This is a genomic window from Muricoccus pecuniae, assembly GCF_014199205.1.
GTDB classification, from domain to species: Bacteria; Pseudomonadota; Alphaproteobacteria; order Acetobacterales; family Acetobacteraceae; genus Roseomonas; species Roseomonas pecuniae.
Genome location: NZ_JACIJD010000017.1, coordinates 72,904 through 91,182 on the forward strand (window position 1 = coordinate 72,904; position 18,279 = coordinate 91,182).

Annotated in this window: 15 protein-coding genes and 1 tRNA gene; 9 read left to right on the top strand and 7 right to left on the bottom strand. The window is 69.0% G+C overall.

Features of this window, described 5'->3' with window-relative positions; translation table 11 throughout:
* Positions 1-24: 24 nt before the first annotated feature.
* Together FHS87_RS17070 and FHS87_RS17075 are read right to left on the bottom strand one after the other, a co-directional pair.
* Positions 25-660 (bottom strand): ribonuclease D, encoded by a 636-nt coding sequence (locus FHS87_RS17070; protein ID WP_184520594.1) that lies wholly within the window; start codon positions 658-660, stop codon positions 25-27.
* 65 nt (positions 661-725) lie between these two features.
* Positions 726-812, bottom strand: a tRNA-Leu gene (locus tag FHS87_RS17075).
* A gap of 158 nt (positions 813-970) precedes the next feature.
* On the opposite strand from FHS87_RS17075, the gene FHS87_RS17080 reads away from it, so the two are divergent.
* The 4 genes from FHS87_RS17080 to fzlA all read left to right on the top strand — a co-directional run bounded on the left by FHS87_RS17080 (position 971) and on the right by fzlA (position 8,926).
* Positions 971-1,921, top strand: a complete 951-nt coding sequence (locus FHS87_RS17080; RefSeq protein WP_184520595.1) for a complex I NDUFA9 subunit family protein — start codon at positions 971-973, stop codon at positions 1,919-1,921.
* A gap of 217 nt (positions 1,922-2,138) precedes the next feature.
* A complete protein-coding gene (locus tag FHS87_RS17085; RefSeq protein WP_184520596.1) occupies positions 2,139-3,575 on the top strand; it encodes an NAD(P)-dependent oxidoreductase in 1,437 nt (478 codons plus the stop codon).
* Between the two features lie 14 nt (positions 3,576-3,589).
* Entirely contained in the window at positions 3,590-8,107 is a 4,518-nt protein-coding gene (gene gltB, locus FHS87_RS17090) for a glutamate synthase large subunit (protein WP_184520597.1), read from the top strand.
* A 150-nt stretch (positions 8,108-8,257) separates the two neighbouring features.
* Complete coding sequence (fzlA, locus tag FHS87_RS17095) at positions 8,258-8,926, top strand: FtsZ-binding protein FzlA (protein WP_184520598.1); 669 nt, start codon at positions 8,258-8,260, stop codon at positions 8,924-8,926.
* Positions 8,927-8,967: 41 nt separating this feature from the next.
* Here fzlA and FHS87_RS24295 read toward each other — a convergent pair whose 3' ends face one another.
* Positions 8,968-9,819, bottom strand: coding sequence for a tetratricopeptide repeat protein (locus FHS87_RS24295; RefSeq protein ID WP_184520599.1), 852 nt, complete (start codon positions 9,817-9,819; stop codon positions 8,968-8,970).
* A gap of 46 nt (positions 9,820-9,865) precedes the next feature.
* On the opposite strand from FHS87_RS24295, the gene FHS87_RS17105 reads away from it, so the two are divergent.
* Complete coding sequence (locus tag FHS87_RS17105; RefSeq protein WP_184520600.1) at positions 9,866-10,717, top strand: Rossmann-fold NAD(P)-binding domain-containing protein; 852 nt, start codon at positions 9,866-9,868, stop codon at positions 10,715-10,717.
* A 13-nt stretch (positions 10,718-10,730) separates the two neighbouring features.
* Here the strand turns inward: FHS87_RS17105 and FHS87_RS17110 are convergent, their stop codons facing one another.
* The gene (locus tag FHS87_RS17110) at positions 10,731-11,186 is read right to left on the bottom strand and encodes a MarR family winged helix-turn-helix transcriptional regulator (RefSeq protein WP_184520601.1); all 456 of its coding nucleotides are present in this window, start codon (positions 11,184-11,186) and stop codon (positions 10,731-10,733) included.
* Positions 11,187-11,357: 171 nt separating this feature from the next.
* Here FHS87_RS17110 and FHS87_RS17115 point away from each other — a divergent pair, with 171 nt between their 5' ends.
* Positions 11,358-11,783: an organic hydroperoxide resistance protein gene (locus tag FHS87_RS17115; protein WP_184520602.1), complete on the top strand. Its 426-nt coding sequence runs from the start codon at positions 11,358-11,360 to the stop codon at positions 11,781-11,783.
* A gap of 88 nt (positions 11,784-11,871) precedes the next feature.
* A complete protein-coding gene (ypfJ, locus tag FHS87_RS17120; RefSeq protein ID WP_184520603.1) occupies positions 11,872-12,765 on the top strand; it encodes a KPN_02809 family neutral zinc metallopeptidase in 894 nt (297 codons plus the stop codon).
* Between the two features lie 140 nt (positions 12,766-12,905).
* Here ypfJ and FHS87_RS17125 read toward each other — a convergent pair.
* The 3 genes from FHS87_RS17125 to FHS87_RS17135 all read right to left on the bottom strand — a co-directional run bounded on the left by FHS87_RS17125 (position 12,906) and on the right by FHS87_RS17135 (position 15,635).
* Positions 12,906-13,669 (bottom strand): IS5 family transposase gene (locus FHS87_RS17125; protein ID WP_184520604.1). Its coding sequence is split into 2 segments (ribosomal slippage): positions 12,906-13,331 and positions 13,334-13,669, totalling 762 coding nucleotides; the frame shifts between segments, so codons are not numbered across the junction.
* A 70-nt stretch (positions 13,670-13,739) separates the two neighbouring features.
* The gene (locus FHS87_RS17130) at positions 13,740-15,029 is read right to left on the bottom strand and encodes an NtaA/DmoA family FMN-dependent monooxygenase (RefSeq protein ID WP_221300027.1); all 1,290 of its coding nucleotides are present in this window, start codon (positions 15,027-15,029) and stop codon (positions 13,740-13,742) included.
* Positions 15,030-15,155: 126 nt separating this feature from the next.
* On the bottom strand, positions 15,156-15,635 hold the full coding sequence (locus FHS87_RS17135; protein WP_184520605.1) for a MarR family winged helix-turn-helix transcriptional regulator: 480 nt from the start codon (positions 15,633-15,635) through the stop codon (positions 15,156-15,158).
* 109 nt (positions 15,636-15,744) lie between these two features.
* On the opposite strand from FHS87_RS17135, the gene FHS87_RS17140 reads away from it, so the two are divergent.
* Positions 15,745-16,422, top strand: coding sequence for a nitroreductase (locus FHS87_RS17140; protein WP_221300029.1), 678 nt, complete (start codon positions 15,745-15,747; stop codon positions 16,420-16,422).
* 166 nt (positions 16,423-16,588) lie between these two features.
* A complete protein-coding gene (locus FHS87_RS17145; RefSeq protein ID WP_184520606.1) occupies positions 16,589-17,908 on the top strand; it encodes an NtaA/DmoA family FMN-dependent monooxygenase in 1,320 nt (439 codons plus the stop codon).
* Positions 17,909-18,279 lie beyond the last annotated feature (371 nt).

Here is an 18,279-nt window from a genome sequence, read left to right on the forward strand (position 1 = left end):
CCATCGGGCGAACCACTAGGCGCCTCAATGGTCGAAGATGTCGGGCTCCGAATAGCCCAACAGGTCGAGCGCGGCGCGATGGGGCAGGAAGCGGAAACAGGCCTCGGCCAGCTCCAGCCTTTCCTCGCGCCGCAGCAGCCCCTCCAGCCTCTCCCACAGCGCGTGCAGGTGGAGCACGTCGGAAGCGGCGTAGGCGAGCTGCTCGGTCGTCAGCTCCGCCGCGCCCCAGTCGCTCGTCTGCTGCTGCTTGGAAATCTCGACGCCGAGCAGCTCCCGGCAGAGGTCGCGCAGCCCGTGGCGGTCGGTGAAGGTGCGGACGAGCTTCGCCGCCACCTTCGTGCAGCGCACCGGTGCCGCATCGACGCCGAGCGCGTGGCGCAGGATGGCGAGGTCGAAGCGCGCGAAGTGGAAGATCTTTACCGTGCCGGGATCGGCGAGCAGGGCGCGCAGCCTGGGACAGTCCGCGCCGGTTCCGCCCAGCCGGGGCGGGACGATCTGCACGAGATGCGCCGTGCCGTCGCCGGCCGAGAGCTGCACGAGGCAGAGGCGGTCCCGGTGCGGGTTGAGGCCCATCGTCTCGGTGTCCACGGCCACGACGGGGCCGAGCGACAGCCCCTCCGGCAGGTCGCCGCGGTGCAGGTGGATTCTCGCATTCGGCATGAAGAGGGTGGTTCCCAAGAGGGGGCGCTCCACCGGAATGACGCCCCCGGCAACCGGCCGGGAGATGGTGCCCAGGAAAGGACTCGAACCTTCACAACCTTGCGGTCACAGGTACCTGAAACCTGCGCGTCTACCAATTCCGCCACCTGGGCAAGGGGGCCGGGCGCCTCCGTCTTCGCGGCGGCGTGGGCGGGCTTCTATGAGGGCGCGGGGTGCCCGTCAAGGCGCCTTCTCCGGATTTCGAGGGGATGATTTGCGCCCCTCGCCAGGGGGCCTAAGTTTCGGGGGGACTCAAGGCAAGGAAGTGGTCATGGCGCGTCGTGTGGCGGTGGTGTTCGGCGGGACGGGATTCATCGGCCGCTATGTCGTGCAGCGGCTCGCGCATGCCGACTATGTCGTGCGGGTTGTCACCCGCGCGCCGGAGGCGGCGCGGCCGCTGATGACGCAGGGCCTGGTCGGCCAGATCGTGCCCTTCCAGTCCGGCCCGCTCGACGACGCGCATGTCGCTGCCGCCGTCGCGAGCGCCACGGTGGTGGTCAACACCATCGGCATCCTGGCTGAGCGGCGCGAGGGGGACTTCGGGCGAATCCAGGGCGCGCTCCCCGGCCGGATCGGCCGCGCCGCCACCGCGGCCGGGGTGCAGCGCGTCGTCCACATCTCCGCCATCGGCGCCGATCCCGCCTCGCCCAGCCTCTATGCCCGCAGCAAGGCGGAGGGGGAGGCCGCCCTGCGCTCGGCCTTTCCCGGCGCCACGGTCCTGCGCCCCTCCATCGTCTTCGGGCCGGAGGACGGGTTCTTCAACCGCTTCGCCGGCATGGCGCGCCTGCTGCCCTTCCTGCCCGTGGTCGGAGGAGGGACGCGGTTCCAGCCCGTCTATGTCGGGGACGTGGCGGATGCGGTGCTCGCCGCGCTCGAACGTGGCGAGGCCGCGGGCGGCACCTATGAGCTGGGCGGCCCGCGCGCCGTGACCTTCCGGGCCCTCATGGAGGAGATGCTGGACATCATCGGCCGTCGCCGCCGGGTTGTGGAACTCCCGGAGGGGCTCGCGCGCTTCCAGGCCAAGCTCACCTCCTGGATGCCCAACCCCCCGCTGACCGAGGACCAGCTCCTGCTCCTCAAGCGGGACAACGTGGTGTCCGAGGGCGCGCCGGGCCTGCGGGACCTCGGCGTGGAGCCGACGACGATGGAGGCGATCCTGCCCGCCTATCTCGGGCGGTTCCGGCGAGGCGGGCAGCGCCAGATCTCGGTTCCGACCAGCTAGGTCCGGATCGGACCTTGTTGCGGGCGGTTGAGAACTTTTCTTAACTACCACCGGCGGAACCCGGCGGGAATTGGGTCAGATGTTCTGACTTAACGGCGCATTTGTGCTCGCGTGGTGCCCGGACGCATGGCAAAACGCCGCCGGAACGGGCGGTCTCGCACCGTCGCCGCAAGGGGGCTCATTCCCGCCAAGCCCCGCCGAGCTCAAGGATCGCGCCATGGCCGAGCGCATGCTCCAATTCGTTCGCCTCTCCCAGCAGACGCCGGAGAAGCGCGCGGCGACCATCCGCCGCGAGGATTTCGACGAGATCTACCAGCGCTTCGACCCCGCGCGCGCCTCCGAGCAGGCCAGCCGCTGCTCCCAGTGCGGCGTGCCCTTCTGCTCCGTCCACTGCCCGCTGCAGCAGAACATCCCGGACTGGCTGAAGCTGACGGCCGAGGGGCGGCTGGAGGAGGCCTATGAGGTCAACTCCGCCACCAACACCTTCCCCGAGATCTGCGGCCGCGTCTGCCCGCAGGACCGGCTCTGCGAGGGCAACTGCGTCATCGAGAAGGGCTTCGAGGCCGTCACGATCGGCGCGGTGGAGCGCTACATCAACGACACCGCCTGGGAGAAGGGCTGGGTCAAGCCGCCCCGCCCCGTGCGCGAGCTGGAGCACTCGGTGGGCATCGTCGGCGCCGGCCCGGCCGGGCTCGCCGCCGCGGAGCGCCTGCGCAGCCAGGGCTGGCAGGTCCATGTCTACGACCGCTACGACCGCGCGGGCGGGCTGCTGATCTACGGCATCCCGAACTTCAAGCTCGAGAAGGACGTCATCACCCGCCGCACCGCGCAGTTCGAGGAGGGCGGCATCGTCTTCCACCTGAACTGCGAGGTCGGCCGCGACGTGACGATCGCCGAGCTGCGCGAGAAGCACGACGCTGTGCTGATCGCGACCGGCGTCTACAAGGCGCGCGACATCGCCGTGCCCGGCACGGAGCTGGAGGGCGTGGTTCCCGCCATGACCTTCCTCACCGCCTCTAACCGCAAGGGGCTGGGCGATGCGGTGCCCGAGTTCGACAGCGGCGCGCTGAGCGCCGAGGGCAAGCGCGTCGTCGTCATCGGCGGCGGCGACACGGCGATGGACTGCCTCCGCACCTCCATCCGCCAGGGCGCGGCCTCCGTCACCTGCCTCTACCGGCGGGACAAGGCGAACATGCCTGGCTCCATGCGCGAGGTGCACAACGCCGAGGAGGAGGGCGTGCGCTTCTCCTGGCTCACCGCGCCCGAGGGCTTCGAGGGCGAGGGGCGCGTCACCGGCGTGCGCGTCACGAAGATGCATCTCGGCCTGCCCGACGCCACCGGGCGCCAGCAGGTGGAGCCCATCCCCGGCAGCTCCTTCGTCGAGCCCGCGGACCTCGTCATCAAGGCGCTCGGCTTCGATCCCGAGGACCTGCCCGTGATGTTCAACGAGCCCGCGCTGAAGGTCTCCCGCTGGGGGACGCTGGCGGTGGACCGGCGCACGATGATGACGAACCTTCCCGGCGTCTTCGCCGCGGGCGACATCGTGCGCGGCGCCTCGCTCGTCGTGTGGGGAATCCGCGACGGCCGCGACGTGGCCGAGCGCATCGCGGAATACGTGAAGGCGCGCGAGACCGTGCCGCAGGCCGCCGAGTGAGCGGGGGAACAGCAATGAGCGATTACGTCTCCGAACACCTCCGCAACGCGGCCACCCTGCGCGACGCGGCCCATATCGACATCACCGAACACGATGCCTGCGGCGTCGGCCTCGTCGCGGCGCTGGACGGCGTCGCGCGCCGCGAGGTGGTGCAGGCCGGCATCGACGCGCTGAAGGCCGTGTGGCACCGCGGCGCCGTGGATGCCGACGGCAAGACGGGCGACGGCGCGGGCATCCATGTGGAGATCCCGCAGGACTTCTTCGCCGAGGTCGTGGCCCATGGCGGCGACAGGCTGCGCCCGGGCCGCATCGGCGTCGGCATGGTCTTCATGCCGAAGTCCGACCTCGGCGCGCAGGAGCGCTGCCGCTCCATCGTCGAGACCGAGATCCTCGTCGCGGGCTACGGCATTTATGGCTGGCGCCAGGTGCCGATCGACGTCACCTGCATCGGCGAGAAGGCGAACGCGACGCGCCCCGAGATCGAGCAGATCCTCATCTACGACCCCGAGGGGCGCGAGGAGGACCTGTTCGAGCGCGACCTCTACGTCATCCGCCGCCGGATCGAGAAGCAGGCCATCGCCGCGCAGATCCCCGACCTCTATCTCTGCACGCTCTCCTGCCGCTCGATCATCTACAAGGGCATGTTCCTGGCGGAGAGCCTGACGGTCTTCTACCCCGACCTGCTGGACCCCCGCTTCGTCAGCCGCTTCGCGATCTACCACCAGCGCTACAGCACCAACACCTTCCCGACCTGGCGCCTGGCCCAGCCCTTCCGCGTGCTCGCCCATAACGGCGAGATCAACACGGTCCATGGCAACGTGAACTGGATGAAGAGCCACGAGACCCGGCTCTCCCACGCGCTGCTCGATTCCTACATGGACGACATCAAGCCGGTGGTGCAGGCCGGCAACTCCGACACGGCCTCGCTGGACAACGTGTTCGAGCTGCTGGTGCGCGCCGGCCGCGACGCACCCATGGCCAAGGCGATGCTGATCCCCGAGAGCATCGGCAGCAACGCGACCATGCCCGAGGCGCATCGCGACCTCTTCCTCTACTGCAACGCCGTGATGGAGCCCTGGGACGGTCCCGCCGCCATCGCGGCGACCGACGGCCGCTGGGTCGTCGCCGGCCTCGACCGCAACGGGCTGCGCCCCATGCGCTACACCATCACGGCCGACCGCATGCTCGTGGTGGGCAGCGAGACGGGCATGGTCCGCGTGCCGGAGGACATGATCCTCGCCCGCGGCCGCCTCGGGCCGGGCCAGTGCATCGGCGTGGACCTGCAGGACGCTCGCTTCTACGACGACGCCGCGCTGAAGGACATGCTCGCCTTCCGCAAGCCCTGGGGCGACTGGACGCGCCGCACCACGCGCATCGACGAGATCGTCAAGGCCGACGCGCAGGAGACGGCGGTGCTGGAGGGCGAGGCGTTGCGCCGCCGCCAGCTCTCCATGGGCTACACGCTGGAGGACCTGGAGGCGATCCTGCACCCCATGGTGGAGGAGGGCGCCGAGGCGATCGGCAGCATGGGCGACGACACGCCCATCGCCGTGCTCTCCCGCCAGTACCGGGGCCTGCACCACTACTTCCGCCAGGCCTTCGCGCAGGTGACGAACCCGCCGATCGACAGCCTGCGCGAGACGCGGGTGATGACGATCAAGACGCGGCTGGGCAATCTCGGGAACATCCTCGACGAGGACCCGAGCCAGTGCGACATGCTCATGCTGGACAGCCCCGTGCTGTCCAACGCCGAGTTCGCCGCCATGCGCGCCTATATGGGCCGCACCGCCGCCGAGGTGGACGCGACCTTCCCGGTCTCCGAGGGCGAGCCCGGCCTGCGCCGCGCCATCGAGCGCATCCGGCGCGAGTCCGAGGAGGCCGTGCGCTCCGGCCACGCCCATGTCATCCTCTCCGACGAGGCGCAGGGGACCGAGCGCGCCGCGATCCCGATGATCCTGGCCGTCGGCGCGGTGCACACGCATCTCGTGAAGCACTCGCTCCGTACCTTTACCAGCCTCAACATCCGCTCGGCCGAGTGCATGGACGTGCACTACTTCGCCGTGCTGATCGGCGCGGGCGCGACGACGGTGAACGCCTATCTCGCGCAGGAGAGCATCGCGGACCGGCACCGGCGCGGCCTTTTCCCCGGCCTCAGCCTGGAGGAGTGCGTCGCCAAGTACCGCAAGGCGATCGACAAGGGCCTGCTCAAGACGATGTCGAAGATCGGCATCGGCGTGCTCTCCTCCTATCGCGGCGGCATGAACTTCGAGGCGATCGGGCTCTCCCGCGCGCTGGTGGCGGAGTTCTTCCCGGGCACGCAGTCCCGCATCTCCGGCATCGGCCTCTCCGGCATCGCTCGGCGCGTGCTCGACATGCACCGGGCGGCCTGGGATGCGAGCACGGTCGTGCTGCCCGTCGGCGGCCTCTACAAGCTGCGCCGCCGCGGCGAGGCGCACGCCTTCGAGGGCAGCCTCATCCACCTCCTGCAGAAGGCGGTGGACACGGACAGCTACGAGACCTACCGGCGCTACAGCCACGCCGTGAAGCAGCAGCCCGCCGTCGCGCTGCGCGACCTGCTGGACTTCCGCGATGGCGTGGCCAAGCCCATCGCGCTGGAGGAGGTCGAGAGCATCACGGAGATCCGCAAGCGCCTGCTCGCGCCCGGAATCTCCCTTGGCGCGCTAAGCCCCGAGGCGCATGAGACGCTCTCCATCGCCATGAACCGCATCGGCGCGCGGAGCGACAGCGGCGAGGGCGGCGAGGATCCCGAGCGGGCGAAGCCGCGCCCGAACGGGGACAACGCCAACTCCTCGATCAAGCAGATCGCCTCCGGCCGCTTCGGCGTGACGGCGGAGTATCTGAACAACTGCCGCGAGATCGAGATCAAGGTCGCTCAGGGCGCCAAGCCCGGCGAGGGCGGGCAGCTCCCGGGCTTCAAGGTCACGGGGCTGATCGCCAGGCTCCGCCACTCCACCCCGGGCGTGACCCTCATCTCGCCGCCGCCGCACCACGACATCTACTCGATCGAGGATCTGGCGCAGCTCATCTACGACCTGAAGCAGATCAACCCGGACGCGACCGTCTGCGTGAAGCTCGTCTCGCGCTCGGGCATCGGCACGATCGCGGCGGGCGTCGCCAAGGCGAAGGCGGACGCCATCCTCGTCTCCGGCCATTCCGGCGGCACGGGCGCGTCCCCCGTCACCTCGATCAAGTATGCGGGCCTGCCCTGGGAGATGGGCCTGTCCGAGACGCATCAGGTGCTGCTGCTCAACCGGCTGCGGCACCGGGTGAAGCTGCGGACCGATGGCGGCATCAAGACCGGCCGCGACGTGGTGGTGGCCGCCATGCTCGGCGCCGAGGAGTTCGGCATCGGCACGGCCAGCCTCGTCGCGATGGGCTGCATCATGGTGCGGCAGTGCCACTCCAACACCTGCCCCGTCGGCGTCTGCACGCAGGACGAGGCGCTGCGCGCGAAGTTCGAGGGCAGCCCGGAGAAGGTGATCTCCCTCTTCTCCTTCGTGGCGGAGGAGGTGCGCGAGATCCTGGCCTCGCTCGGCTTCCGCAAGCTCGAGGACATCATCGGCCGCACCGACCTGCTGCGGCAGGTCTCCCGCGGCGCGGAGGACCTCGACGACCTCGACCTGAACCCGCTGCTGGTGCAGGCCGATGCCGGCGGCCACCCCGCCCACTGCACGCTCGAGGGCCGCAACGAGGTGCCGGAGACGCTGGACGCGGACATGATCCGCGACGCCCAGCCGCTCTTCACCCGCGGCGAGAAGATGCAGCTTCAGTACAACATCCAGAACACCCACCGCGCGATCGGCACGAAGACGAGCTCGATGATCGTGCGGCAGTACGGGATGAAGGGGCTCCAGCCCGGCCACCTGACGGTCCGGCTGCGCGGCTCGGCCGGCCAGTCGCTGGGCGCCTTCGGCGTGCAGGGGCTTAAGCTGGAGGTGCTGGGCGACGCCAACGACTATGTCGGCAAGGGCCTCTCGGGCGCGACCATCGTCGTCCGCCCGGGACCTTCGGCCAACTTCGTCTGGGAGGAGAACACCATCGTCGGCAACACCGTGCTCTACGGCGCGACGGCGGGCGAGCTCTTCGCGGCGGGGCAGGGGGGCGAGCGCTTCGCCGTCCGTAACTCCGGCGCCAACTGCGTGGTCGAGGGCATCGGCGCCAATGGCTGCGAGTACATGACGGGCGGCACGGTGGTGATCCTCGGCGCGGTCGGCGACAACTTCGGCGCCGGCTTCACCGGGGGGCAGGCCTTCGTCTGGGACGCGGACAACACCTTTGAGCGCCGGCTTAACCGCGACACGCTGCTCTGGGCGCGGCTGGGCTCGGCTCACTGGGAGGGCGTGCTGCGCGACCTCATCGCCCGCCACGCGAAGGAGACGGGCTCGCGCCTCGCCGCCCGCATCCTGAACGACTGGGCGGATGAGCGCGGCTCCTTCTGGCACGTCGTGCCGAAGGACTACGCCAAGCTGCTGCCGCGCCCCATGAACGACCAGCTCATGGCGGCCGAATAGGCTTGGCGGGGGCCGGCGGAAACGTCCGGCCCCCGTCATGAACTCTCTGTAACGGGGTCGTAAACATCGCCACAACAAGGGGATGGCGACCTTTCTTCACCTTTTCCCTCCCTTGCGGCGCGGCGCCCTGGGTGGCAAAGAGCGGCCACCGTGCGCATCCTCCATCACCTCCCTCTCTCCCCCGCCTGCCGCAAGGTGCGCCTCGCCCTGAACGAGAAGCGCATTCCCTATGAGATGCGCGTCGAGCGCGTCTGGGACCGGCGGGAGGAGTTCCTGGCGATGAACCCCGCCGGCACCGTGCCCGTGCTGGAGGAGGAGAACGGCCTCGTCGTCGCCGACAGCTACGCCATCTGCGAGTATCTCGACGAAGCCTATCCCGACACGCCGCTCCTCGGCCGCACCCATGCGGAGCGGGCCGAGGTGCGCCGCCTCGTCGCCTGGTTCGACGTGAAGTTCGACCGCGAGGTGACGCGCAACCTCTATTTCGAGCGGCAGCTCAAGCGGAACCTCGGCTTCGGCAACCCCGATGGCGGGGCGCTGCGCGCGGGCTACGCTAACCTCAAGCCGCATGTGGAGTACATCGGCTGGCTCGCCGAGACGCGGGCCTGGCTCGCGGGGGGCCAGATCTCGCTGGCCGATCTCGCGGCGGCCGCGCATCTCTCCTGCCTCGACTATGTCGGCGACATCGACTGGTCACTGAACGACGCGGTGAAGGACTGGTATGCCAGGGTGAAGTCCCGCCCGGCCTTCCGGCCCATCCTGGCCGATCGGGTCAGCGGGCTGACGCCCCCGCAGCACTACGCCGACCTCGACTTCTAGCGCCGCTTCCGCACGGGCGGCGCCGCGGGCCGGACCCGCCCTCAGCGCCGCGCCGGGCCCGCCGCGTTCAGCGCGAGGTTCTGCTCCGCCATGTCGGCGGCCGCGCTGTCCGGGCTGCCCGCCACCACGCTCTCCCAATCCGCCCGCGCCCCGGCCGTGTCGCCCTGGAGCTGGCGGAGGATGCCGCGCTCCAGCAGCGCCTCGGGGCTGCCGGGCTCGAGCGCCAGGGCCCGCTCCACGTCCCGCATCGCCTCCTGCACGCGGTCGAGCCGGCGGAGGGCCGCGGCGTGGTACACCAGGGCCTCGACCCGCGTCCCGTCCACGGCCAGGGCCCGTTCCGTATCGGCCAGGGAATCGGCGAGGCGGCCGAGGATGCCGGCCGCGATCGCCCGGTCCACCAGCAGCTCGGGATCGGCGGGGGTGAGCGCCAGGGCGAGGGTGAAGGCGCCGTACGCCCGCACCGCCTGCCCCGCGACCATCCAGGCCTGCCCGGCCTGGCCGAACACGGCCGCGCGGGCCGTGGGGCCCACCGCCGCCCGCCCGGCGAGCGCCTCCAGCCGCGCCGCCGCCCGCTCCGGCTCGCCCAGGGCCAGCATGGCGAGCGCCGAGCAGTGGCGCGCCCCGTCCCCGCCGCCACGCGCCTCCCAGGCCTCGGCGACGCGGAGCGCGCCCTGGGCGTCGTCGCGGAGCTGGGCGAGGCAGGCCTCGTAATCCGGGCTGTCCGCCACGCGCGGCGGCTCGGGCGGCAGGGGCAGGACCTCCTCCGCGGCCTCGGGCACGGCGGCGGGCGCGGGCGGCCCGGCCTCCATCCACCACCAGCCGCCGCCCAGCACGGCCACCGCCAGCAGGGCGGCGAGGGGGCCGGTCAGCGGGTTGCGGTGGGTGTTCTGCATCCGGGCCAATCTAGCCCTCCGCCGCGGGACCCGCCATGGATGCGGGATGGACCGGCACCTCCTCGTCATCGGCCTCGGCTTCAGCGGCGCCGCCATCGCGCGGGCGGGCGCCTCGGCGGGGTGGCGCGTCGCCGCCACGGCGCGGGACCCGGCGCGGGCGAGGGCACCGGAGGGCGTGGAGGTCGTCCCCTTCGCGGAGGCGGGGCCGGCGATCGGGCGCGCGACCCATCTCGTCGTCACCGCGCCGCCGGGGGAGGAGGGAGATCCGGTGGTCGCCGCCCACCGCCCGGCGCTGGAGGCGGCGCCGCTGCGCTGGGTCGGCTATCTCTCCACCACCGGCGTTTATGGCGACCGCGGCGGCGCCTGGGTGGACGAGGGCACCGAGCCGGCCCCCACCCAGCCCCGCTCCATCCGGCGCCTCACGGCCGAGCGGGAATGGGGGCGCTTCGCGGGGCGCGCGGCGGTGGACCTCTTCCGCTGCGCCGGCATCTACGGCCCCGGCCGCAGCGTGCTCGACGACCTGCGTGCCGGCACCGCGCGCCGCACTCTCAGGCCGGGCCACGCCTTCGGCCGCATCCACCGGGACGACATCGCCCGCGCCGTGCTGGCCGCGGCCGCTGCGCCGCCCCCGCCGGGCCTACGGGTGCTGCACCTCGCCGATGACGAGCCGGCCGAGAGCGCGGTGGTGACGGAGGGCGCGGCCCGGATGCTCGGGATCGAGCCGCCGCCCGGCATCCCCTTCGAGGAGGCGCGGGCCGGCATGTCGCCCATGGCGCTCTCCTTCTGGTCGGAGAACCGGCGCGTCGCGAATGCGCGGACCAAGGCGGCGCTGGGGATCGAGTGGCGCTATCCGAGCTGGCGGGAAGGACTGGCCGCGATCCTGGCCGAGGGCGGCTGAGGCCGCGGGCCCGTCAGCCCGGGGGCTGGCTGGCCGAGGCGGCGAGGAGCGCGGCGCGCATCCGGTCCAGCTCCGCGCGAAGCCTCTCGGCGCCGGCGGCATCCAGCCCCGTCGCGCCGAGGAGGCAGCGCGGGATGTCGCGCGCCCGCTCGCGCAGCGCATCGCCCGCCGGGGTGAGGCGCGCGCGCACCACGCGCTCGTCCAACGTGTCGCGGCTCCGCGCGATTAGCCCGGCCGCTTCCAGCCGCTTCAGCAGCGGTGTGATCGTGCTCGATTCCAGAAGCAGCCGCTCCCCGATCCCGCCCACTGTCTGCCCGTCCTCGTCCCAGAGGGAGAGCATGACGAGGTATTGCGGATAGGTCAGGCCCAGCGGCTCAAGCAACGGCTTGTAGACGCGGCCGAGCGCGTGGCTGGCCGCGTAGAGGGAGAAGCAGAGGAGCTCCGCGGGCCGCGGAAGCGGAGAGGGCATGGGCACGCCGAACCGTGGAGGAAACCGCTCCTATGTGGGGCAGGGAGCCACGCCGCTCAAGCCAATGCGAGGCCAGCATCACCGAGAAATATTAGCGCGCGATCGAATCGCGCTCTATAGGTCTGCGGCATCGCCCCGCGCGCCGGGGCCTGCCCGAGGAGAGCCAGAACCATGTCCGTGAACGTCCTCTACCGCACCAGCGCCACCGCCACGGGCGGCCGCGACGGCCAGGCCCGCACCGCCGACGGCGCGCTCGAGGTCCGCCTCGCGACCCCGCGCGAGCTGGGCGGGGCGGGCGGCCCCGGCAACAACCCCGAGCAGCTCTTCGCCGCCGGCTATTCCGCCTGCTTTCTCGGCGCGATGAAGTTCGTCGCCTCCCAAGGCGGCCCCAAGGTGCCGGAGGGGACGAGCGTGACGGCCGAGGTGGGGATCGGTCCCCGCTCGGCCGGCGGGTTCGGGCTGGAGATCGCGCTCACCATCGCCCTGCCGGGCCTTCCGCGCGAGGCGGCCGAGGCGCTGGTGGCGGCGGCGCACCAGGTCTGCCCCTACTCCAACGCCACGCGGAACAATGTCGAGGTGGCGCTGAACATCGCCTGAGCGGCGGCGGCCCGGCCGGCCCCCCGGGGGGAAACCCCCCTCGCGGGCGGGCGTTGGCCGTACAAACCAGCCAGGAAGCCCCTTCGCCATGCGCCTCGACGGACCGGAGAGCCAGAATGTGGAGGACCGGCGCGGGAGCGGTGGCTTCGGTGGCGGCCTCGGGGGGCGGCGCGGGGGTGGCATCGCGGTCGGCGGGATCGGCGGCGTGGTGCTGCTGGTCGTCGCCCTGCTCTTCGGCGTCGATCCCTCCGTGATCCTCGGCGGCGGCAGCATGGACCCGGCGCCGCAGCCCGCCCCGCAGGAGCGGCGCTTCGACCCCGGCCCGGGCGGGCAGGCGCGCGCGCCGGGCGGGGAGGAGGATGCCGGGCGCCGCTTCGTCGGCCAGGTGCTGGGCGAGACGGAGCGCGTCTGGAACGCGCAGTTCGCCCAGCTCGGCCGCCGCTACGAGGAGCCGGTCCTCGTCCTCTTCTCCGGCGCCACCCAGTCCGGCTGCGGCGCGGCCCAGGCGCAGACGGGCCCCTTCTACTGCCCCGCCGACCGGCGCGTTTACATCGACCTCGAATTCATGGCCCGCCTCCAGCGCCAGGTCGGCGCGACGGGCGATTTCGCGGCCGCCTACATCATCGCCCACGAGGTCGGGCACCACGTGCAGAACCTGCTCGGCGTGCTGCCCCAGGTCCAGCGCGCCCAGGCGCAGTCCGACAGCACCGAGCGCAACCAGCTCCAGGTCCGGGTGGAGCTCCAGGCGGACTGCCTCGCCGGCATCTGGGCGAACCAGGCCGACCGCGCGCGGGGCATCCTGGAGCGCGGCGATATTGAGGAGGGTCTGAACGCCGCCGCCGCCGTGGGCGACGACCGCGTGACGGGCGGGCGCATCCGGCCCGAGAGCTTCACCCATGGCAGTTCCCAGCAGCGCGCCCGCTGGTTCCGCCGCGGGCTGGAGAGCGGCGATATCCGGCAGTGCGACACGTTCCAGGGTTGACGCTCGCCTCCTGAACCGGCCGATGGCGTGGGGCAACGCGCCACGCCGCTCGCGCCAGCCTGAGGATGCCTCCAGCAGTATTTGGATTGCTACGACCGTTCCGGTGATCTGGTGAGTGGTCCTTTAGGTTTTGTGGACACTTACCTGAGCCACAGGACGGTGGCGGCGAGGGTGACGACGGCGAGGTAGTTCCTTGCGGTTTTTTCGTAGCGCGTAGCAACGCGGTGGAACTGCTTGAGCTTGGAGAAGCAGCACTCGATCAGGTGGCGCTGGGCGTAGAGGTGCTTGTCGAGCGGGTACTTGCGGGCGCGGGACGGGTTGTTGGGGATAACGGCGACCGCGCCTTTGGCGGCGATGGCTCTTCGTAGGGGATCGGCATCGTAAGCGGCATCGGCCATGATGACCTCAGCGGGCAGGCCCTCGATCAGCGTGTGGGCCTGCGGGCAGTCGCCGCGCTGGCCACCGGTCAGGAGGAAGCGCACCGGTGCACCAAGGCCACGCACGGCCAGGTGTAGCTTGGTGCTCAGACCTCCGCGGGAGCGGCCAAGGGCCTGATCTTCAGATCCCCCTTTTTGGCGCCGGCGGCGTGCTGGTGGGCGCGGATGATGGTGCTGTCCACGATCAGGTACTCGAAGTCAGGATCGTCCGACATCCTCTCGAAGAGGCGGTGCCAGATGCTCTTCTCGCTCCAGCGGCTGAAGCGGCGAAAGGTGCTGTTCCAGTCGCCGAACACCTCAGGCAGATCGCGCCAGGGCGCACCCGTGCGCACGATCCACAACACGCCCTCAACAAACATGCGGTTGTCACGCCCGGTCGAGCCCTTCTGGTTAGGCCGCCCGATGATCAGCGGTGCCATCCGCTCCCACGCCGCATCGCTCAGCACCAGCCGGTCCAACACGCCCAAGGCCGCCTCCCCCAAGGCAGCCTTGAATCATGTAAAGATCAGGTCCGGAACCCCCAAGTGTCCACAGAACCTAGCCGACCAGCCTTGGGTCAAGTCCATACTGCGCCGGAGCCCCGAGATGATCGCGCAGGGTCGCGCTTTCATATTCAGTGTGGAAGAGGCCGCGCCGCTGCAGGATCGGCACGACCTCGTCAGCGAACGCATCCATACCGTCCTGGTAGACATCGATCATAATCCAGAAGCCATCGGCGGCCCCGGCTTCGAACCATTCCTGCATATGGTCGGCCACTGCGACCCCCGGGCCGGCGATCACAGGATGATAGTCGATTACACCATGTGCGATGACATCGCGCAGGCTCCAGCCTTCGCGAGCGATCTTCAGCGCGTTTTTCGACCGTGGATCGTGCGGGGAGGGTCGCGCTGCGGCGAGTTGCTGCGGCGAAAGCGGTTGTTCAAGGTGGCCAATGTCGAGCCTTATACCCAGCATTTGCTGCAAATAGGCAACGCGCTCCTCGAATTTGCCTTCGGTGAGGGCAATGCGCCGGTCGAGCGCCGCGCGTCGCGTCGGTGCGATCGTCGGCATGACGCCTGCGAAAAACTTTACTTCGTCAGGGTCGCGACCGTTCCGTGCCGCCGCCTCGCGCAACGCTACGCGTTGAGCGCGTGCATCGTCGATGGTCCACACCGCGCCGGCGACACCGTTGGCATATCGCCCGGCGACCTCAAGTCCCGCGCTACCACCGCCAGCTTGAAAGATAACAGGCTGCCCCTGCTCGGAGGGCGGGATCGGCAGCGGACCGCGCGATGCTACGTGCCGCCCGCGGAGATTGACCGGCTGGACCTTGGCAGCGTCGGCAAAGCGGCCGGATGCCTGATCATGAACCCAGGCGTCACGACCCCAGCTCCCCCACAATGCCTGCACGATCTGCACCGTCTCGTGCAGCCGCTCGTATTTTTCCTGCCGGGGAGGCAGCGGGTGGCTGAAGTTGGCCGCGACTGTAGGATCGCTCATCGGCACTGCGTTCCAACCAGCGCGTCCATGGCTGATGATGTCCAGCGCCTTGAACTGGCGTGCGATCGTGAACGGCTCGGCAAAGGTCGTCGCGCCTGTGGCGACAAGGCCAATGCGCTTGGTCTCGCGCGCGATCGCGGTAAGGGTGAGCAGCGGGTCCAGCGCCATCATGACGGACTCGCGTTCGATATCCTCACGCAACGCCGGGAAGTCCGGCAGGAACAGGAAGTGCAGCAGCCCGCGCTCGGCGACCTGGGCGAAGCGCACGAGCTGGTCGATGTCGGTCCATGCGGTCGGGTCAACGCCCGGCATACGCCACGCGCCCTGTTGCGTGCCGTAGGCGCTCATGAGGACAGTTCCTATTATCATCTTGCGGTTCGACACGGCACCTTCTCTTTTGACGGGTGCGTATCCGCGGAGATCGTCCGGGATTGCTGCTATTGTGGGTGCGCTGCGTCAGCCGCGGCATTCGACTTACGGCCTTGCCTGCAAAACGCGCTCGATGCTGGCTTTGTCGCCGTCGGAGCTGGCCAGCGTTTCAAGCGTCCGGCGCAGGCTTTCCGCATCTGCGTCCGTAAGCTGGCAGGCAGATATGATCTGACCGGCCACCCCCCTCACCGCCTCCTCGGTCGCGTGACCGGCAGGGGTGAGATCGACCAGAACCCGACGTTCATCGCCTGTGTCCCGCGTGCGGGTGACTAAGCCAGCGGCTTCAAGGCGCTTTACCAGCGGAGTGATGGTGCCCGTATCCATGCCGAGCTGAGTACCAAGCGCCCCAACCCCGATCGGCGCGCCATCCAGCAGCGCGATCATCGCCAGATATTGTGGAAACGTCAGTCCCAGCGGTTCCAGAAACGGCTTGTGCATCCGCGACACTCGGCTGGCCGCGCCATACAGGGCGAAAGACAGCTGCTTCTCGAGTTCACGTCTTGCTTCGGTAGGTGAAAAAACCATGCGAAGACCCTCTGGTACGCTTGTGTCTTGCGCACTAGATAGTGCGTCTCCCCGGCAGATGGAAGCAGTCGGTGCTGCATCGCCACAGTTGCCAATGGAGACGATTTCAGTGTCTGAAACCAAGCTGTTCCATGACGTCCTGCGCGAGCGCCATTCGGTTCGAAGCTTTCTGCCCGATCCGGTGCCGGAGGAGGTGATCCGGTCCGTGCTCGAAGACGCGCAACTCGCACCTTCAAACTGCAACACGCAGCCCTGGCAGATGCATATCGTGTCCGGCACGAAGCGCGATGCGCTCAGCAAAGCGATGCTCGCAGATGACGATGTCGGGCGATACACGATGGACTTCAGCTTCAGCACCAGCGACTTCGATGGCGTCTACAAGCAGCGTTCCAAGGATCAGGGCGCCGCTTATTACAATGCGATCGGGGTCGCCAGAGAGGCGAGCGAGGATCGCCGCACCGCAGCGCGGCTCAACCTGAGCTTCTTTGGCGCACCTCATGCTGCATTCCTGTTCATGCCGAGCGTCGGCGACAATGTGCGCGTGGCCGGCGACCTCGGCATGTACGGCCAGACGTTCCTGCTCTCGCTCACTGCCCACGGGCTTGGTGGTATCCCGCAGACCATGCTCGGCTACCATGCCGATACCGTCCGCGACGTGCTCGGCATAGATCCGGCTCTCAAGCTGCTGTTCGGCATCTCGTTCGGCTATCCCAACACGACGCATGCCGCCAACAAGTACAGGATCGGCAAGGCTCCGCTCGAAGAGACTGTTACCTTCCACCATTGACCGCTTAGTATTGCTGACGATCTCCAAAGATAAGCAGGCGCTGGCATTACTGAAATCTATACGGCGTGATTTGCGGAGCTTTACATTAGCTCACACAAACGATGTGCATTGATTGGTCAAGCTAATGCCGTCGCACTTGCGGAAACACTTGGAGTTTTAGAAGCATATGAACTTGGGCATCGCTCTTGGTGAAAGCTTTGGTGTGCATCCCGGGGCATGGCGGATGCCCGGAGCAGACCCGTTGGCCTACACCAACGTCGATGTGGCGGTGCGCAGCGCCCGCGCTGCCGAACGCGGCGGGCTAGACTTCGTGTTCTTCCCCGATCGCGTCTTTCTGCACGGTGATCTTTCTGCTTCGCCGCCCATGTTCTCGATGGAGCCGCTGCTGATCCTCACGGCGGTAGCCCGCGAGACCAGCCGGATCGGATTGGTTCCCTCGGTCTCGACCTCGTTCAACGAACCTTACGCGTTGGCACGTCAGCTGCGCGCGCTCGACGTGATAAGCCATGGGCGGGCGGGCTGGAATGCCATTCCCAGCTACGAGCCCGAGGCATTCGCCAATTACGGAAAGCCGCTCCCCCAAGGCAACGAGAAATACGAGCGCCTCCACGAGGTCATTCAGATCACCCAGGCCTTGTGGGGCAGTTGGAAGCGGGAGGCTGGACAACCCGACCCGCAGGCGGGCCGGTTCGCGGATATGGCCCACATCAAGCCCGTGAACCTGCAAGGGCGCCACGTCGCCGCGCGCGGCCCAATTCAGATCCCCCCGTCCGAACAAGGCCAGCCCGTGATCTTTATGCCCGTGGCGAGCAATCGTGGTCTGCAACCCCTGGGGATGTATGCCAACGGCATCATCGCCATGCCCATGACCATGGAGGAGAGCCGTACCCAGCGGCAGATCGTCCACAGGTCGGCTATACAGGCGGGCCGCACTGCCGACGACATTCGGTTCGTGCCCTTCATCGGCTTCGGCCTTGGCGCTAGCAAGCGCGAGGCGCTGGACCGGCGCCGCGTGCTGGAAGACCGCATAGATCTGGCGCCGCGTCTGGCACGACTGTCGATGATGCTGGGCGCCAGACTGGACCCTCAACGCGCTGAGGAACCGCTGGCTACCGCTCAGATCGACGCATTGCGCCCGCATTCTGCGATCCCTCGTTCGGCAGAGGCTGTCGCACTGGCTCGCGAAGGATGGTCCCCGCGCGATGTCATCGCCCACGGCGTCCTGGATCCCAATCCGGGCCTGGTGGGAACGCCCGATGAGGCGGCGGATCTTTTGCAGAAGTGGTTCGAGGCAGGGGTCTGCGACGGGTTCACCATTGTCCCCGACGACCAGCAGGACAGCATCGATGCCTTTGTAGACGAGGTGGTGCCCATCCTGCGCCGTCGCGGGCTTCGCCCCGCCGACTATCGCGGCGCTACCTTGCGTGATCACCTTGGCCTTCCCGAACAGTTGGGGATTGATCCTCGGCTCTCCTCCTCTACCTGAAGCGGTCCGCCGTTGAACGCGCTTCCTCAACCGGATCCGATGGTAGCGGACGTGATCATGGCTCCGACAGATCACTCGGGCAGATAGATGTTCTCGATTGCTGGATCATCGACGTATCGTGGGCAGCCTTCCGCGTTCCCGATCAACCATCGTTTTCGGGACAGGTTGGGGACACCCGCTTAACGAGGTGAGAGGCTGAGTAGGAGGTAGGAGCACGCAAATCCTTCGATCGTGCCCCGAGGCGTGGTGTAGGATCGGTGTGACCCTCCCCTGTAATGGTGGACACCTCGGATAAGCTCCTGAGGGAGCGAGGTGTGCTGATGACGACCAAGACGCGACGCGAATTCACGGAGGAGTTCAAGCGGGAGGCG